At 74.0% G+C, this 16568-nt stretch carries 13 protein-coding genes and 1 pseudogene; 10 read left to right on the top strand and 4 right to left on the bottom strand.

Annotation, left to right across the window (positions count from 1 at the left end; genetic code table 11):
• The first annotated feature begins 36 nt into the window (after window positions 1-36).
• The 8 genes and pseudogenes from ACFQQJ_RS07015 (at window position 37) to ACFQQJ_RS06980 (ending at window position 8225) form a co-directional block, all read left to right on the top strand.
• Window positions 37-1281 (top strand): glutamyl-tRNA reductase, encoded by a 1245-nt coding sequence (locus ACFQQJ_RS07015; RefSeq protein WP_377105267.1) that lies wholly within the window; start codon window positions 37-39, stop codon window positions 1279-1281.
• Window positions 1278-2324, top strand: coding sequence for a uroporphyrinogen decarboxylase (gene hemE / locus ACFQQJ_RS07010; RefSeq protein ID WP_377105266.1), 1047 nt, complete (start codon window positions 1278-1280; stop codon window positions 2322-2324). Before ACFQQJ_RS07015 ends, hemE begins: the two co-directional genes overlap by 4 nt.
• A 1-nt stretch (window position 2325) precedes the next feature.
• Window positions 2326-3465: a TIGR04053 family radical SAM/SPASM domain-containing protein gene (locus tag ACFQQJ_RS07005; protein ID WP_377105265.1), complete on the top strand. Its 1140-nt coding sequence runs from the start codon at window positions 2326-2328 to the stop codon at window positions 3463-3465.
• The gene (hemG, locus tag ACFQQJ_RS07000) at window positions 3462-4877 is read left to right on the top strand and encodes a protoporphyrinogen oxidase (RefSeq protein ID WP_377105264.1); all 1416 of its coding nucleotides are present in this window, start codon (window positions 3462-3464) and stop codon (window positions 4875-4877) included. The genes ACFQQJ_RS07005 and hemG overlap by 4 nt, the downstream gene beginning before the upstream one ends.
• Complete coding sequence (gene hemQ, locus ACFQQJ_RS06995) at window positions 4874-5545, top strand: hydrogen peroxide-dependent heme synthase (RefSeq protein ID WP_377105263.1); 672 nt, start codon at window positions 4874-4876, stop codon at window positions 5543-5545. Before hemG ends, hemQ begins: the two co-directional genes overlap by 4 nt.
• Window positions 5542-6606: a ferrochelatase gene (locus tag ACFQQJ_RS06990; RefSeq protein WP_377105262.1), complete on the top strand. Its 1065-nt coding sequence runs from the start codon at window positions 5542-5544 to the stop codon at window positions 6604-6606. Before hemQ ends, ACFQQJ_RS06990 begins: the two co-directional genes overlap by 4 nt.
• Window positions 6603-7511, top strand: a pseudogene (hemC, locus tag ACFQQJ_RS06985) (hydroxymethylbilane synthase); the annotation flags it as partial. The gene ACFQQJ_RS06990 and the pseudogene hemC, both read left to right, overlap by 4 nt.
• Window positions 7491-8225 (top strand): uroporphyrinogen-III synthase, encoded by a 735-nt coding sequence (locus ACFQQJ_RS06980; protein WP_377105503.1) that lies wholly within the window; start codon window positions 7491-7493, stop codon window positions 8223-8225. The pseudogene hemC and the gene ACFQQJ_RS06980, both read left to right, overlap by 21 nt.
• Window position 8226: 1 nt before the next feature.
• Here ACFQQJ_RS06980 and ACFQQJ_RS06975 read toward each other — a convergent pair whose 3' ends face one another.
• Window positions 8227-9012: an HAD-IIA family hydrolase gene (locus ACFQQJ_RS06975; RefSeq protein ID WP_377105261.1), complete on the bottom strand. Its 786-nt coding sequence runs from the start codon at window positions 9010-9012 to the stop codon at window positions 8227-8229.
• A 136-nt stretch (window positions 9013-9148) separates the two neighbouring features.
• Between ACFQQJ_RS06975 and hemB the strand changes: the two genes are divergently transcribed.
• Together hemB and hemL are read left to right on the top strand one after the other, a co-directional pair.
• Window positions 9149-10129: a porphobilinogen synthase gene (gene hemB, locus ACFQQJ_RS06970; protein WP_377105260.1), complete on the top strand. Its 981-nt coding sequence runs from the start codon at window positions 9149-9151 to the stop codon at window positions 10127-10129.
• Window positions 10126-11427 carry a glutamate-1-semialdehyde 2,1-aminomutase gene (gene hemL / locus ACFQQJ_RS06965; RefSeq protein WP_377105259.1) on the top strand — a complete coding sequence of 434 codons (1302 nt, stop codon included), beginning with the start codon at window positions 10126-10128 and terminating at the stop codon, window positions 11425-11427. Before hemB ends, hemL begins: the two co-directional genes overlap by 4 nt.
• Here hemL and ACFQQJ_RS06960 read toward each other — a convergent pair.
• From ACFQQJ_RS06960 to ACFQQJ_RS06950, 3 genes are all read right to left on the bottom strand, one after another.
• Window positions 11424-14510, bottom strand: a complete 3087-nt coding sequence (locus ACFQQJ_RS06960; protein ID WP_377105258.1) for an RCC1 domain-containing protein — start codon at window positions 14508-14510, stop codon at window positions 11424-11426. The genes hemL and ACFQQJ_RS06960 overlap by 4 nt on opposite strands.
• Window positions 14507-15748, bottom strand: a complete 1242-nt coding sequence (locus tag ACFQQJ_RS06955; RefSeq protein ID WP_377105257.1) for a hypothetical protein — start codon at window positions 15746-15748, stop codon at window positions 14507-14509. The genes ACFQQJ_RS06960 and ACFQQJ_RS06955 overlap by 4 nt, the downstream gene beginning before the upstream one ends.
• 97 nt (window positions 15749-15845) lie before the next feature.
• On the bottom strand, window positions 15846-16463 hold the full coding sequence (locus ACFQQJ_RS06950) for a SipW-dependent-type signal peptide-containing protein (RefSeq protein WP_377105256.1): 618 nt from the start codon (window positions 16461-16463) through the stop codon (window positions 15846-15848).
• Window positions 16464-16568 lie beyond the last annotated feature (105 nt).

Genomic DNA, 16568 nt, shown 5'->3' with positions numbered 1-16568 from the left:
CTGGGCGCGGCGGGTCGCTGGGTTACCATGCTCGACGTGCCACTCACCGCCATCGGCATCAGCCACCACCGTGTCCCGCTGGAGGACCTCGCGGCCCTGAGCCGTCACGGCGATGCGGTCCTCGACCGCCTCGACGGGGCCGGGCTCACCGGAATGGTGCTGCTGAGCACCTGCAACCGGTTCGAGCTCTACCTCGAGTCCGCGTCCTTCCACGCCGGGCTGGAGTCGGCCCTGGCTGCCGTCCGTGAGGCCCTGCCCTCCGACCAGCGCGGCGTCGTGGACCAGTTCGAGGTGTACGTCGGCCAGGCCGCCGTCCAGCACCTCCTGGAGGTCGCCAGCGGGCTCGAATCGATGGTGGTCGGCGAGGCAGAGGTCATCGGGCAGGTGCGCGAGGCGCTGGCCGCCGCCGGCGATCGCGCCAGCGCCGCACTCCACCGCCTCTTCCACGCCGCCCTGACCACCGCGAAGGCGGTCACCACAGAGACCGCGCTCGGCGCGTCCGGCCGTTCGGTGGCGACGATCGGCCTCGACCTGGTCGAGTCCCGGCACTTCCCGCTCGCCGGGCGCCGCGTCCTCGTGGTCGGTACCGGCAGCTACGCGCGGGTGGTCACCGCAGCGCTCGCCCGGCGCGACTGCGTCGACATCCACGTGTTCTCCCCCAGCGGCCGGGCCGACCGGTTCGCCCGGAGCCACCCGGTGATCGCCGTCGACCCGGACGGGCTGGACGAGGCGCTCTCGTCGGCCGACCTGGTGATCACCTGCAGCGGCGGGGAGCACCACGGCGAACCGGCGATCAGCGCCGGCCGGCTGGCGGGCGCGCGGTCCGCATCCACCGCGCTGCTGCCGGTGCTCGACCTGTCGCTGTCCGGTGACGTCGCCCCGGACGCCGCCGACCTGCTCGAGGTGGACCTGATCGACCTGGCGGAGATCGGCGCGCACGCCCCGGCCGAGCAGGGGGCGGCCGTCCTCGCCGCGCGCGACCTCGTCTCCCGGGGGGTGGAGGCCTACCTGCACCTCGAGCAGGGACGGGCCGCGACGCCCGCCGTCACCGCCATGCGGGCACACATCAGCCAGTTCATCGAACGCGAGATCGAGTCGGCGAACCGCCGCTACGACGCGGAGACCGCCGCGGCCGTCGCCCAGTCGCTGCGCCGGGTCTCCAACGCGCTGCTGCACGCGCCGTCGGTGCGCGCGGCGGAGCTCGCCCGCAGCGGCGGGCTGGCCGACTACTCGCGCGCCCTGAACACCCTGTTCGGGATCGACGTCGAGGCCGGACGGTGAGCGGGGCCGTTCCCCCGGCACCCCTGCTGGCGGCCTACGCCGGACGTCCGACCGGACGCCGCCCGGTGTGGTTCATGCGGCAGGCCGGCCGCTCGCTGCCGGAGTACCGGGCGCTCCGCGAGGGCACCTCGATGCTCGAGGCGTGCCTGACCCCGGAGCTGGCGGCGGAGATCACCTGCCAGCCCGTGCGCCGGCACGACGTGGACGCCGCCATCTTCTTCTCCGACATCGTCGTCCCGCTGCGGCTGGCCGGGATCGGCGTCGAGATCGTCGCCGGCGTCGGGCCCGTGCTCGACGCGCCCGTCCGTACCGCCGCGGACGTGGACGCCCTCCCTGACCTCGACCCCGCCGCGCTCGCGCCGGTGCGCGAGGGTGTCGCGGCGAGCGTCGAGCGCCTCGGCGGCGTCCCGCTGATCGGCTTCGCCGGCGCCCCGTTCACCCTCGCGTCCTACCTCGTGGAGGGACGCCCCGACCGGGCGCTGCCCGCCACCAGGGCACTGCTGGCCGAGGACCCCGCCACGTGGCACCGGCTGCTCGCCAGGGTCGCGGGGATGACCGCGGCGTTCCTCCGCGCGCAGGCCGAGGCAGGGGCCGTGGCCCTCCAGCTGTTCGACTCGTGGGTGGGCCGGCTGTCGCCGGCGGAGTACCGCAGCGCCGTCCAGCCGCACTCTGCGGCGGTGTTCTCCGCCGTCGCCGACCTCGGCGTCCCCCGGGTGCACTTCGGCACCGCCACCCGCGAGCTGCTGCCCGACCTGCTGGCCGCCGGTGCCGACGTCGTCGGCGTGGCCGCCGACATCGGGCTGGACGAGGCGAACGCCCTGCTCGGCGGCGCGGTGCCGCTCCAGGGCAACCTCGATCCGGCGCTGCTGGAGGCCCCGTGGCCGGTGCTGGAGGCGGCGGCGCGCGACGTCGTCCGCCGCGGCGCCACCGCCCCCGGCCACGTGTTCAATCTCGGCCACGGCGTCCCGCCGTCCACCGACCCCGACGTGCTCACCCGGCTCGTGGAGCTGGTGCACGCGATCCCCCTCGAGCAGGAGCACTGACATGCCGCACCCGGCCACGACGAGCCGTCCCGCCCACACCCACGGCATCGGTGCGGTGAAGCCGGACGGCTGGGCGTACAACCGGGCGCCGATGATCGTCTACTGGGAACTCACGAACGCCTGCGGCCTCGCGTGCCGCCACTGCCGCGCCACCGCGATGCCCGAGCCCGCGCCCGGCGAGCTGAGCACCGCCGAGGCGATCGCCGTCCTCGACGACATGCTGGGCTTCGCCACTGCCGCGGGAGAGGCGCTGCCGCACGTGGTGATGACCGGCGGTGACCCGCTGATGCGCGCCGACCTGCCCGAGCTGGTCGCCGCGGCCACCGCCCGGGGTATCGGCGTCTCGCTCGCCCCCGCCGTCACCCGGCTGCTCACCCGGGAGCGGCTGTTCTGGATGAAGGAGGTGGGCATCCAGGCGATCTCGCTGTCGCTGGACGGGTCGACCGCGGCCTTCCACGACGGCGTCCGCATGGTGCCGGGCACGTTCGACGCGACGATCGAGGCCCTCGACCTCGCCGCGGAGGCGGGCCTGCCGGTGCAGGTGAACACCCTCGTCACCGCCACGACCGCGGCGGACCTGCCCGCGGTGTACGAGCTGCTCAGCCGGCACACGCTCATGCAGTGGAGCCTGTTCTTCCTGATCTCGATCGGACGCGGCAGCGAGCTCGCGGAGCTCGCCCCCGGCGACGCCGAGCGGTGGTTGCTCTGGGCGGCCCAGGTGAACCGGGACGCCCCGTTCCGGGTGAAGACGACCGAGGCCATGCACTTCCGCCGGCTGATGGCCGCGCCGCTGCTGCGGGCGGGCCGGACGAAGCAGGAGGTCGAGGCGCTCCCGATGGCCCGCGCGTTCGGGATCAGGGACGGCAACGGCATCGTGTTCATCTCCCACCAGGGCGACGTGTGCCCGTCCGGCTTCCTCCCGGAGGTGGTCGGCAACGTGAAGGACACCTCGCTGGTCACCCTGTACCGGGACGCGCCACTGATGCGGGCCCTGCGCGACCCGGACCGGTTCGCCGGCCGGTGCGGCGTGTGCGAGTTCCACGACTGGTGCGGCGGCTCGCGGGCCCGGGCCTACGCCTGGACCGGCGACCCGCTGGAGTCCGACCCGCTGTGCCCCTACGTCCCCCGGACCACCCCGTGAGGCTGCTGGTCGTCGGGGGCGGCATCACCGGGCTGGCCGCGGCGTGGGAGGCGGCCTCCGGCGCCGACGGACGCCCGCCCGCCGAGGTGCTCGTGGTCGAGTCCGACACGCGCTGGGGCGGGAAGCTGCACACCGAACGGATCGACGACCTCGTGGTGGAGCACGGCCCGGACTCCTTCGTCAGCTACCGGCCGGCCGCGCTGCGGCTGGCCGCGGAACTCGGCATCGACGGCGATGTCATCGGCACCAGCGGCACCCGCAGCGTCTCCCTGCGCGCCCGCGGACGGCTCCGTCCGCTGCCGGCCGGCATGGGCATGGTGCTGCCCACGCGGCTGTGGCCGTTCGTCACCACCGGGATCCTCTCGCCGCTCGACAAGCTGCGGGCCGGCCTCGACCTGGTGCTCCCCCGGCAGCTGCGCGACGGCGAGGACGTGGCGATCGGCGCGTTCCTGCGCGCCCGCCTGGGCGAAGGGATCGTCCGGAGGTTCGCCGACCCGATGGTGGGCGGCATCTACGGCGCCGGTGTCGACCAGCTGAGCCTCGACGCCGTCCTGCCGTCGCTGCGCGCCGACGAGGCGGCCTCGCGGAGCCTGATGCTCGCCGCTCTCGCGCAGGGACGCCGTGCCCGCGCGGCCGGCCGGGCCGGCGGCTCGCCGTTCCGCACGCTCCGCGGGGGTCTCGGCACGCTCGTGGACGCGCTCGTCGAGCGCCTCGGGACGCTCGGCGCGGACCTGCGTCCCGGCACGTCGGTGGTCTCGCTGCGACCCACGGACGGCGGCGGCGCGGAGGCCGACCTGGGCGACGGGACGACCGCCACCGTGGACGCCGTGGTGCTGGCCGGCGGGGTGGCCAGTTCGGCCGCGCTGCTGGCGGGGCCGGCACCGGCAGCGACGAGCGCGCTGTCGGAGGTGCCACTGGCCACCTCCACCGTGGTGTCCCTCGCGTACCCCGAGGATGCGTTCGGCAAACCGCTGGAAACCCACGGGTGGCTGGAGGCCGATCCGGCCCCCATCAGCGGCGTGACGGTGAGCTCGGCGAAGTGGGCCGGGCGGGCGCCGGAGGGAACGGTGCTGATCCGGGCATTCGTGCCCGAACGCCTGGGCGAGATCGCGCGGGCCGGCGACGAGGTCCTGACCGCACGGATCGGCGCCCACCTGGCAGAAGTGATCGGCGTGCGCGGCGAGCCGCTGCTCACCCGGATCGCCCGGTGGCCGGCGATGATGCCCACCTACACCGTCGGTCACCCGGCCCGGGTCACCGCTGCCGAGGAGGGCCTGGCCGGACTCCCCGCGTGGCGGATCGCCGGGTCGGCGCTGCGCGGCGTCGGCGTGCCCGACTGCGTCGCGGACGGACGGCGCCAGGCCGCCCTCGCGCTCGACCATGCCGGAAGCCGGGCTAGGGTCGCACCATGAGCGAGAACTCCGGCGAGGGCCTGCTGGCCTACACCTCCTACTCCGTCTTCGCCCGGCGGGAGCCGATTCCCGACGAGGTGGCTGAGGCCACCCGCGACCTGGTGGAGGACCTCGCCACCACGGGCATCACCACCCGGGGCCTCTACGACGTGCACGGCATGCCCGCCGACGCCGACGTGCTGGTCTGGCTGCACGGCGAGTCCGCCTCCGACCTCCAGGAGGCCCAGCGCCTGTTCCAGCGCGAGGCCTTCGGCGGCCGTGTCGACCTGGCCTGGTCCGGCTACGGGGTGCACCGCCAGGCCGAGTTCAGCCGCGACCACGCCCCCGCGTTCCTGACCGGCGTCGAACCGCGGCACTGGCTGACCGTGTACCCGTTCGTCCGCTCCTACGAGTGGTACCTGCTGCCGGAGGCCGAGCGGAGGGAACTGCTGGCCGAGCACGGCCGCCTGGGCAGGGACTACCCGCAGGTGGCCAGCAACACCGTCGCGGCCTTCGCCCTGGGCGACTACGAGTGGCTGCTGGCGCTGGAGGCGGACGAGCTCACCGACCTGGTCGACCTCATGCGCCACCTGCGCGCGTCGGGCGCTCGCCGCCACGTGCGCCTGGAGGTGCCGTTCTTCACCGGCCACCGCATCACGGCCGCCGACCTGCCGCGGGTGCTGCGGTGAGCGCAGCGGCCTACGACGCCGTCGTGCTGCTCGGCTTCGGCGGCCCGGAGGCCGAGGACGAGGTCGTGCCGTTCCTGGAGCGGGTCACCGCAGGGCGCGGCATCCCGCGCGAGCGGCTGCGCGAGGTCGGCGTCCACTACTTCACGATGGGCGGGGTCAGCCCGATCAACGCCCAGAACCGTGCATTGCGGGAAGCCCTGGCCGACGCCCTCGCCTCGCTCGGCGTGGAAGTGGAACTGGTGCTGGCCAACCGCAACTCCGCGCCGTTCGTCGCCGACGTGCTCGCGGAACTCGCCGCCCGGGGGCACCGGCGCGCCCTGGCCGTCGCCACGGCCGCGTACTCCGGCTACTCCAGCTGCCGCCAGTACCGGGAGGACCTGGGCCTCGCGCTCGCCGGCGCAGGCCTGGACCTCGAGGTGCGCAAGCTGCCGCCGTTCTTCGACCTGCCCGCCTTCTCCGGCACGATCACGGCGCTGCTGCTGGCCGCCGTCGCCGGTGGCCCCGACCTGGCCGCGCCCACCACCCGGCTGGTGTTCACCACGCACTCGGTGCCGACCGCCGCTGCCCGCGCGTCGGGCCCGCACGGGGACGCGTACGAGTCCCAGCACCGCTGGGTGGCCGCGCGCGTCGTCGACGGGATCGCCGAGGCCACGGGCGTCCGCCCGGCGTGGGACCTGGTCTTCCAGTCCCGCAGCGGCCCGCCGTCGGTGCCCTGGCTGGAGCCGGACGTGAACGACGCGATCTCCGCCTACGCCGCCGAGGGGGTGACCGACGTCGTGCTGGCGCCGATCGGCTTCCTCTCCGACCACATGGAGGTCATCTGGGACCTCGACACGCAGGCGCGGCAGACCGCGGACGAGCTCGGCGTCCGGCTGGTGCGCACACCGACGGTGGGCACCCACCCCGCGTTCGTCGCCGCCCTCGCCGGGCGGATCGCGGACGAGCTCGCGACGGGCTCCCCGGAGCCGGCGGAGGGCCAGTTCTGCTTCGGCGCGTGCTGCGCGAACCCGCGCCACGAGCTGCCCACCGTCCCCGGCCTGGCCGAGGACGCACCGCGGTGAGGCTGCGGCTGGCCACGCGCGGGTCGGCACTCGCGTGGACGCAGTCCGGTCACGTCGCGGACGCGTTGCGCGCGCGGGGCCACGAGGTGGAACTGGTCAAGGTGGTCACGCACGGCGACGTCAGCACCGCGCCGCTGGCCGGACTGGGCGGGGTCGGGGTGTTCGTCGGCGCGGTGCGGGCCGCCGTCCTCGCCGGGGACGCCGACCTGGCCGTCCACTCGTTCAAGGACCTGCCCACCGCGGCCGCAGACGGGCTGCTGCTGGCCGCGGTGCCGCCACGCGAGGATGCCTCCGACGCGCTGTGCGCCCGCGACGGGCTCACCCTCGCCACGCTGCCCCGCGGCGCCCGGGTGGGGACCGGTTCGCCCCGCAGGGCCGCGCAACTGCTCGCGCTGCGCCCCGACCTCGAGGTGCTCGCGATCCGGGGGAACGTGGAGACCCGGCTGCGCCGGGTGCACGAGGACCTCGACGCGGTGGTGCTGGCCGCCGCCGGCCTGCGGCGACTCGGCCTGCAGGCCGCGATCACCCAGCTGTTCGGTTTCACGGACATGCTGCCGGCGCCCGCGCAGGGCGCCCTTGCCGTGGAGTGCCGCGCGGACGCCCCTGAGGTCGTGGCTGCGCTCGCCCCTCTCGACGACGCCGCCACCCGGTTCGCCGCCGTGGCCGAGCGGGCGGTGCTGGCCCGGCTGGAGGCCGGGTGCGCGGCACCGGTCGCCGCGCACGCCACGGTCGAGGACGGCCGGCTCACGCTGGTCGCGACCGTCGTGGCCGTGGACGGCTCGCGACGGCTCCTCGAGCGCGGCGACGCCGAGGTCTCTCCCGAGGCGGCCGAAGAGCTCGGACGGCGGGTGGCCGGCGGGCTGCTCGACGCCGGCGCAGCAGGGGTGGCCGACCTCGGCGCCGCCAGGCCCCGTCCCCTCGACGGGCGGACGGTCCTGGTGCCCCGGCGAGCGCCGCGTGGCACGGCGGACGCGCTGCGCGCCGCGGGCGCGGACGTGGTGGCCGCCGCGTTCACCACCATCGTCGACCTGCCGCGCGAGCCGCTCGAGGCCGCGCTGGAGGAGCCCTGGGACTGGGTGGTCGTGTCCTCCGCCCACACGGTGGACGCCCTCGCCGCCTGCCCCACCCTCGCGGGCACCCGGGTGGCTGCCGTCGGCCCGGCCACGGCGGACGCCCTGCGCGCGGCCGGGATCGAGCCCGACCTCGTCGCCGACCCCGGCGGCGGGGCTGCGCTGGTCGAGGCGTTCCCCGACGGCCCGGGACGGGTGCTGCTGCCCGGCGCGCAGGAGCCGTCGGCGGAACCCGCGGCCGGCCTGGCCGCGAAGGGCTGGACGGTCCGTCCCGTCGGCGTCTACGCCACCGTCGCGGAACCCCTGCCCGACGACGTGGTGCGGGGGTGGCGGGACGGTCGGTTCTCCGCCCTCGTGGTGACGGCCGGTTCGGTCGCCCGCGCCGCCGTCGATGCCTGCGGGCTGCCCGGCCCGGGCGTCGTCGCCCTCGGCGCGTCGGCGGCCGCCGCAGCGACGGCGTGCGGGATGGACGTGCGTGCCGTCGCGGCCCGGCCGGAGGCGTCCGCCCTCGTCGAGGCCGTGCTCGCCGCGCTGGGCGGCCCGTCCTGACCTACAGCAGGGGCACGAGGTCGGCCACCGAGTCGAGCACGAGGCTGGGCCGGTAGGGGTAGGTCTCGATCTCCTCGCGCGCGGTGACGCCGGACAGCACCAGCACCGTCAGCAGCCCCGCCTCCATGCCGGCCACGATGTCGGTGTCCATGCGGTCGCCGATCATCGCTGTCGTCTCCGAGTGCGCCTCGATGCGGTTCATCGCCGAGCGGAACATCATCGGGTTCGGCTTGCCGACGACGTAGGGCTGCCGGTTCGTGGCCGCGGTGATCATCGCCGCCACCGCGCCGGTGGCCGGCAGCACGCCCGAGGGCGAGGGACCGGTGGTGTCGGGGTTGGTGACGATGAACCGCGCGCCGGCGTTGATCAGCCGGATGGCGGTCGTGATCGCCTCGAACGAGTAGTTGCGGGTCTCCCCGAGCACGACGTAGGCGGGTTCGGTCTCGGTGAGCACGAACCCGGCGCTGTGCAGGGCGGTGGTCAGTCCGGCCTCGCCGATCACGAAGGCGGACTTCTCCCCCGGCTGGTTCTTCAGGAACGCGCCGGTGGCCATCGCGGACGTCCACAGGTTCTGTTCGGGAACAGGCAGGCCCGAGCGGGCGAGCCTCGCCGCGAGGTCCCGCGGGGTGTAGGTGGAGTTGTTGGTCAGCACCAGGAAGCGGCGGGAGGTGTCCACCCAGCGCTGGAGGAGTTCGATCGCCCCGGGCACCGGCTGCTCGTCGTGGACGAGGACGCCGTCCATGTCGGTGAGGAAGCATTCGATGTTGCGCACGCTGCGATGGGCCATGACCCCAGTCTGGCACCGGTGGGCGGACGGGAGTGCAACCGCCGGTGGACGGCCGGCGAACGGCGGCCTCCCCGGATGGCGGAGAATGGAGGTCCCCCACCTCGTGGTGGGTCCTGTCCCGCCAGAAGGAGTCCCGATGATCCCTCCCGTCCGTCGCCCGCGCAGGCTGCGCGGCACCCCCGCCGTCCGGCGCCTGGTCGCGGAGACCCGCGTCCGGCCCGCGCAACTGGTGCTGCCGGTCTTCGTCGCCGACGGGATCGCGGAGCCGCGTCCGATCGGCTCGCTGCCCGGCGTCGTGCAGCACACGCTGGACTCGGTGCGCGCGGAGGCCTCCCGCGCTGTTGCCGCCGGGCTGGGCGGCATCGTGCTCTTCGGCGTGCCCGAGCCCGACGACAAGGACGCCACGGGCTCGGCCGGCTACGCGGAGTCCGGGATCCTGAACCGCGCGATCGCCGCCGTCCGTGCCGAGGTCGGCGACGACCTCGTGATCGTCGCCGACACCTGCCTCGACGAGTTCACCGACCACGGCCACTGCGGCGTGCTGGCCGCGGACGGGACGGTCGCCAACGACGCCACCGTCGAGCTGTACGTGCAACAGGCCGTCTCCCAGGCGGTCGCGGGGACGCACTTCGTCTCCCCCTCCGGGATGATGGACGGCCAGGTGGCCGCCATCCGGGCCGGCCTCGACCTCGCGGGCTTCACCGACGTGGGCATCCTGGCCTACGCGGCCAAGTACGCATCGGCGTTCTACGGCCCGTTCCGCGAGGCCGTCGGCTCGTCCCTGGTCGGCGACCGCCGCGCCTACCAGCAGGACCCGGCCAACCGCAGGGAGGGACGGCTGGAAGCGTCCCTGGACGAGCTCGAGGGCGCGGACATCCTGATGGTGAAGCCGGCCGGGCACTACCTGGACGTTCTCGCCGACGTGGCGGCGTGGTCCCGGGTGCCGGTAGCCGCCTACCAGGTCTCCGGGGAGTACGCGATGATCGCCGCCGCAGCAGAGCGGGGCTGGATCGACCGCGACGCCGCCCTCCTCGAGTCGACGACGGCGATCGTGAGGGCCGGGGCCGACATCGTGCTCACCTACGCCGCGCTCGAGCTCGCCGGGTGGCTGCGATGAGCGGGAACGCCGAGGCCTTCGACCGCGCACGGGCCGTCATCCCCGGTGGCGTGTCCTCCCCGGTGCGGGCCTTCGGGTCCGTGGGCGGCACGCCGGTCTTCGTCTCCCGGGCTGAAGGCGCCCGCATCGTCGACGTGGAGGGACGCGAGTACCTCGACCTGGTCGGCTCGTGGGGCCCCGCCCTCCTCGGCCACGCCCACCCGGAGGTGGTCGCGGCGGTCCAGGCAGCGGCGGCGCGGGGGCTGTCGTTCGGCGCCCCCACCCTCGCCGAGGCCGAGCTGGCCGAACTGGTCCGCGAGCGGGTGCCGCTGGCGCGGAAGGTCCGGTTCGTGTCCACGGGCACCGAGGCCTGCATGACGGCGGTGCGCCTGGCCCGCGGCGCCACCGGGCGCGACCTCGTGGTGAAGTTCTCCGGCTGCTACCACGGCCACTCCGACGCCCTGCTCGCCGCAGCGGGCTCCGGCGTCATCACCGCGGGGCTCCCGGGTTCTGCCGGGGTCCCCGCCGCGGCGACGGCCCAGACTCTCGTGGTGCCCTACAACGACGCGGACGCGCTCCGCGAGGTGTTCGCCGCGCGCGGGACGGAGATCGCAGCCGTGATCACCGAGCCGGCGGCAGCCAACATGGGCGTCGTGCCGCCGGTTCCGGGGTTCAACGAACTGCTCCGCGAGCTCACCACGGCCCACGGGGCGCTGCTCGTCTACGACGAGGTGCTCACCGGCTTCCGCGTCTCACGCGCCGGCTGGTGGGGGCTCGAGGGCGGGGCGGTCACCCCCGACCTGTTCACGTTCGGCAAGGTGGTCGGCGGGGGCCTGCCGCTGGCCGCGATCGGCGGTCGTGCGGACCTGCTCGACCTGCTGGCCCCGGTCGGCCCGGTGTACCAGGCGGGCACCCTGTCGGGGAACCCGCTGGCCACCGCCGCGGGGATCGCCACGCTCCGCCTCGCCGACGACGCCGTGTACGCGGCGGTCGACGCGGCGTCCGCCACCCTGTCCGCCGCCGTGGCCAGCGCTCTGGATGCCGCCGGCGTCCCCCACCGTCTCCAGCGGGCCGGCTCGCTGTTCAGCGTCTTCTGGGGCGTCACCGGGCCGGTGCTCGACGACGCGTCCGCCCAACGCCAGGACGTGGGCGCCTACCGCGCGTTCTTCCACGCCATGCTGGACGCGGGCGTGGCGCTGCCCCCGTCGGCCTACGAGGCGTGGTTCCTGTCGGCCGCGCACGACGACGCGGTCCTCGACCGCATCACCGGGGCCCTCCCCGGTGCGGCGAGGGCCGCCGCTGCGGTGCTGGGTGCCTAGCTGCTGGTCTTGATGCCGACCCAGTCGCTGGTCGTGCTGATCGCGCCGTCGACGGTGAACTTCACCCGGTAGTAGTAGGTGGTGCCGGGCTTGAGCGAGCAGGTGTTCGGGGTGATCAGGGTGGCCCCGCCCGAGCAGCCTGCCGCCGTCACGGCGGTCACGGCGACCGGGGAGTTGGTGCTGGTGGTCGAGCTGTTGCCGAGGCGCCCGCTCCCGTTGGCCCCCCAGCAGTAGGCGCTGTCGCCGGAGAGCGCGCACGCATGGTCGCTCCCGCTGCTGACCCGGGTAACGGTGCCACTCAGGACCGAGGTCGCCACAGCCACCGGGGTCGTGCGGTTGCTGGAGGAATTGTTCCCGATCTGCCCGGACGCACCCTCGCCCCAGCAGTAGGCCTTCCCGTCTGCCACCACGCAGCTGAAGTACTGGCCCAGGCTCAGGCTGCTCAGCGTCGCACCGGCGGCCCAGGATTCGGTCACCGCCACCGGCAGGGAGTTGAGGGTCGTCGAGCCGTTGCCCAGCTGTCCGTAGAGGGCGTAGCCCCAGCAGTACGCGTCGCCGTCCGCGATCACGCACGTGTGGGCCTCACCTGCGCTGATCTCGGTGACGGTCCGGCCGGCGAGGGCGCCGGAGGTGCTCACCGCGACCGGGACCGAGCGGTTGTTGGCGGAGCCGGTCTGCCCGTCGCCCAGCTGGCCGGAGACGTCGGAGCCCCAGCAGTAGGCCTGCCCGCCGGCGAGAGCGCAGGTGTGACCGGCGCCCGCAGCGATCTCGGTCACGGTCTTCCCGGCCAGCAGACCACCGACCTTCACCGGGGAGGTACGAGGAGTGGTCGTGCCGTCTCCCAGCTGTCCACGGGAGTTGTCGCCCCAGCAGTAGACGTCACCGTCGGCGAGCGCGCAGGTGTGCATGTAGCCGGCCGCGAGCTCTGACGCACTGGTGAAGCTTCCGGCGGCGACGGGAACCGAACTGGCCGTCGCGGAGCCGTTGCCGAGCTCGCCGTACTCGTTCTGCCCCCAGCAGTACACCCCTCCGTCCGCGATCACGCAGGTGTGGTTGTCCCCGCTCGCGACCCGGCTGGCCGTGAGCCCGGAGAGCACACCGGTCGTGGTCACTGCTGTCGGGGACGTGCGTGCGGTCGTGGTGCCGTCGCCGAGTTCGCCGTTGTCGTTGTTGCCCCAGCAGTACACCGCACCTTCGAGCACGGCGCAGGTGTGGTCGGTGCCCGCCGAGATGCGGTCGACCACCAGGTTGTCCGTCCGTGCAGCGATGCCGCCGCGGTCGAGCGCGGAGCGCAGGGGTCCGGCGTACACGGTGACGGGGGACGATCCGCTGGAGGACGTGGACCGCTGGAGGGTGTATCCGGCGTAGGAGTCACCGAGTTCGGCCACGGCGTCCCAGCCCAGGGTGAGCGACCGGGAGGTCTTCGCGTCGGCGGACGGCACCACGGCCGCACGGGTCTTCGTGGTGGCGGTCACCCACGGGCTCGCGGGAGCCGTCCAGGTGCCGATGCTGTAGCCCAGGCGGTAGGAGAAGCTGCTGCCCTGCACCAGCGAACAGTCGCTGCCCACCAGGACCGCTCCGGCCGGGCAGGTGAGCCCGTTCACGGCCGCGTCGACCGGCACGCGCGAGGTCGAGCTCGCAGAGTTCCCGAGTTGTCCGCTGGTGCCGAGCCCCCAGCAGGAGCCCAGGGAGTCGCCGACCACGCAGGAGACGGACGCGCCGGCGCTGATCGAGGTGACCGGGCGACCGTCGAGTACTCCGGCCGTGGACACCGCCACGGGCGTGGTGCGCTGGGTGACCGTGTTGTCGCCGAGCTGGCCGTAGTTGTTGTAGCCCCAGCAGTACGCCGTGCCGTCGCTGATCGCGCAGGTGTGGGTCGACCCGGCGTTGATGGCCGTCACCGAGCCCGCCGTGAGCAGCGTGGCGGTCACCGTCACCGGCTGGCTGACGTCACCACTCGTGGCACCGTTGCCGAGCCGGCCGTTGGTCGTGCTGCCCCAGCAGTAGGCGGTGCCGTCCACCACCGCGCAGGTGTGCGTGTTCCCCGCGGACACCGACGTGACCGTCCGGTCGGCGAGGCCGGTGGCGGTAGAGACTGCCACCGGGCTGGTGTAGTTGCCGCTGGTGGAGGCGTTGCCGAGCCGCCCGTTCGTGCCGAGGCCCCAGCAGAAGGCGAGCCCGTCGGCGACCGCGCAGGAGTGGGAGGTGCCGGCAGAGATCGTCGTGACCGTGCGGCCGCTGAGGACGCCGCTCGTCACGACGGCGACGGGCGTCGAGGCGGTGGACGTGCTTCCGCGGCCGAGGCGGCCGTTGGAGCCGTTGCCCCAGCAGTAGGCGTTCCCGTCCGCCGTCGCGCAGGTGTGCGAGTCGCCCGCGGAGATCGACGTGACCGTCCCGCTCATCGCCCCGGTGCTGACCGCGACGGGGCTGGTGTAGGTGCCGGTGGTGGTGCCGTTGCCCAGGCGGCCGTTCGTGGCCAGGCCCCAGCAGTACGCGTTGCCGTCGGCCACGGCGCAGGCGTGGTTGGTCCCGACGCTGATGTCGGTGACGGTCTTCCCGGCCAGTGCGCCACCCACTTCGCGTGGGACGTTGGTCGAGGTGGTCGCTCCCAGGCCGAGGGCTCCGTTGGTGTTCGCACCCCAGCAGAAGACGCGTCCCTGAGCGACTGCACAGGACTGGGTGCCGCCGGTCGAGACCTTCGTCACGACGAGGCCCCCGGAGGTCGCGGCCGAGCCGATCGACTGCGTGGCGCTCGTGCCCGTGCCGGAGTAGAGCTCCGCAGCACCGCTCCCGCTCGGGGAGGAGGACCAGTCGAGCGTGTACTGCGGGGTCGCCCAGTCACCGCTCGCCGCGGCCCAGTCGATGTCGACGCGGGACGCGCGGGCGGTCGTGTCGGGCGTGATGGCGTCCAGGCTGGCCGCGCTGAAGCTGGCCTTGGCGAACTCCACGTCGACGTAGCTGGCCAGCGTGGCCTGCTGCTGCCAGATCAGGGACAGCGCGGCCAGCACGCCCAGTCCGAGCGCGGCGATCCGCCGGCGTCCCTTCCTGGGGGAAGCCGGGAGGTAGCGCAGACCCCTCCTCACTGCGCTACCTCCCGGTCGGCGTCCCGCCGGCGCCCGCCGGCGAGCCGGGCCACCACCAGCCCGGTACCGATCGCGGCCCCCGCGAGGGCCAGCGTCTGGGGAATGCCGTCCGCGCCGGTGTAGGCCAGGCCGTTGCCGTGGCCCTTGCCTCCGCCGTCGGTCTCGGCACTGACGACCTCGCCGGCGCCCCAGGCGTCCACCCGGAGCGTGGCGTTGACGTTCTCCTCCTGCCGGGCGAGCGTGGCCCGCACCTGCACCCACACCGGGTCACCGGCCGGGGTGACGCCCAGCTCGCGGGTGTCACCGTGGGTGGCGGGCAGGAAGGCCTGGTCGAGCGGGGTGTCGTTGACCCAGCTCTCGGCGACACCGTTGCAGGTCTCGCCCTGCCAGCGCTCCGTGCAGGCGAGGACGTCGACGCGAAGGGCGTCGGCGGCGACGGAACCGGCGGCGACGCCGAGCCCGACGTGCACCGCGCCCTCCTCGTCACCCCTGGTGTCCACCCCGATCTGCCAGAGCACCTGCTCCCCGGGAACCATCGAGGACATCCTCTCCTCGTCGGAAACGATGGTGAGGACCAGGTGCTGCCCCACCACCTGGTACTCGGTCTCCGCGGCCTGCGCCTCGCTGGCGCCCAGGACCTGGGAGCCGGCGACGACGGCCGCGGCGGCGATGATGGTGGCGCGGCGTGCCTGCCGCGGCCAGAACGCCCAGGTGACCAGGGCGCCGGCCAGGAGGGTCATCAGACCCATCAGCCGGGGGTCACGCAGGTTGGCGAACCAGGTCGCCACACCGGGCATCGACGCCAGCACGATGCGGGCGTCGTTGATGACGTAGGGCTCCGGGTCGTCGACCGCGTTGGCGTCGCCGCGCATCGTGATCACGCGGGACGACGGCGTGCCGGGAAGCGGCTCGATGGACGTGATCCGGTGCGTGATGGGCAGCTGGCCCGGGCGCTCCACCGTGGTCACGTCACCGACAGCGAGGTCGGCGGCCGGGACCAGCCGGACGAGCGCAGCCGACCCCGCGGGGATCGTCGGCGCCATCGAGCCGGTGGAGAAGAGGATGATCGAGAAGCCCCACAGGTGCGCGGCGAGGGCGGCGACGATGCTGGCGGCGCCGAGGGCGCCCAGCGTCCACAGCAGCACATCCACGATGCGCCGGCCGACGGCCGCGAGGCCACCGCTGAGGGCGCGCGACGGCGAGCTCTCGACAGCCCTGCGGGGTCGATCACTGGCCATGGTGTGGGGTTCCTCTGTTTGGCCGAAGCCCGGTCAGGTTCGCGGCGGCGAACCTGACCGGGAGTCCGGGATAGGGGCTACTTCGGGTCGGCCGGTGTTACTGCGAGACGGCCTGGAACTGCCAGGTGACGCTGCCGGTCTGGCTCTGGGCGAGGCCGCTGCCGGCGGTCACCTTGAAGCACAGGTAGGCGGGGGCGCCGGCAGTCGTGGTCGGCGAACCCATGGCGAGGGTGAAGGACGAGGCGCCGGTCACGGAGCTGATCGCGGTGCCGGCCGGGACGACCGTGGTGCCGGTGGTGCTGGTGGTGCAGCCCGCGGTGGCGGTCTTCACGACCTCGTAGGTCAGGTTGGTGACGGTGCCGGTGTTGGTGGAGGCCACCAGGTTCACCTGCGCGTTGTTGGTGGTGCCGGCGGCGAGCCGGAGCGCGTACGGCGCGGCGACGACGTCGGTCGGGGTCAGGTTGTTGAAGGGGGCGGTGAAGCTCAGTGCCCCGGCGGCGCCGCTGGTCGAGTGCTGCGAGAAGCTCGCCTGGCTGGCGTCGACGGCACCCTCGAGGTTGAAGTAGCCGGCGGTGAACGTCGCGTTGGCGTACTCCGAGTCGTTCCAGGAGGCCAGCGTCGCCATGGTGCCCACGCCGAGGACGAGGCCCCCCGCGAGGATGGCTGCGACCTTGCGGCTCCCCTGCCGCTTGGTCTCGGTGGTGGTGTTGCTCACTTGTCGTACCCTTTCGTGATATCCCCAATGTCGGATGAGTGGTTAGAGATTAACCAGCGAATCATTCACACAACAACTTCGAACCCAACTTTGATGGCCTCGCAG

This window comes from Propionicimonas sp. T2.31MG-18 (genome assembly GCF_964266745.1).
Classification (GTDB): Bacteria; Actinomycetota; Actinomycetes; order Propionibacteriales; family Propionibacteriaceae; genus Propionicimonas.
The sequence above is the reverse complement of the archived record's forward strand: the minus strand, read 5'-3'. Positions and strand labels throughout refer to the sequence as shown.

What these genes read in the sequence shown, in the direction of transcription:
- ACFQQJ_RS07005 (WP_377105265.1), top strand. Translation starts at nt 2,326, where the DNA reads ATGCCGCACCCGGCCACGACGAGCCGTCCCGCCCACACCCACGGCATC.
- hemQ (WP_377105263.1), top strand. Translation starts at nt 4,874, where the DNA reads ATGAGCGAGAACTCCGGCGAGGGCCTGCTGGCCTACACCTCCTACTCC.
- ACFQQJ_RS06975 (WP_377105261.1), bottom strand. Translation starts at nt 9,012, where the DNA reads ATGGCCCATCGCAGCGTGCGCAACATCGAATGCTTCCTCACCGACATG.
- hemB (WP_377105260.1), top strand. Translation starts at nt 9,149, where the DNA reads ATGATCCCTCCCGTCCGTCGCCCGCGCAGGCTGCGCGGCACCCCCGCC.
- hemL (WP_377105259.1), top strand. Translation starts at nt 10,126, where the DNA reads ATGAGCGGGAACGCCGAGGCCTTCGACCGCGCACGGGCCGTCATCCCC.
- ACFQQJ_RS06955 (WP_377105257.1), bottom strand. Translation starts at nt 15,748, where the DNA reads ATGGCCAGTGATCGACCCCGCAGGGCTGTCGAGAGCTCGCCGTCGCGC.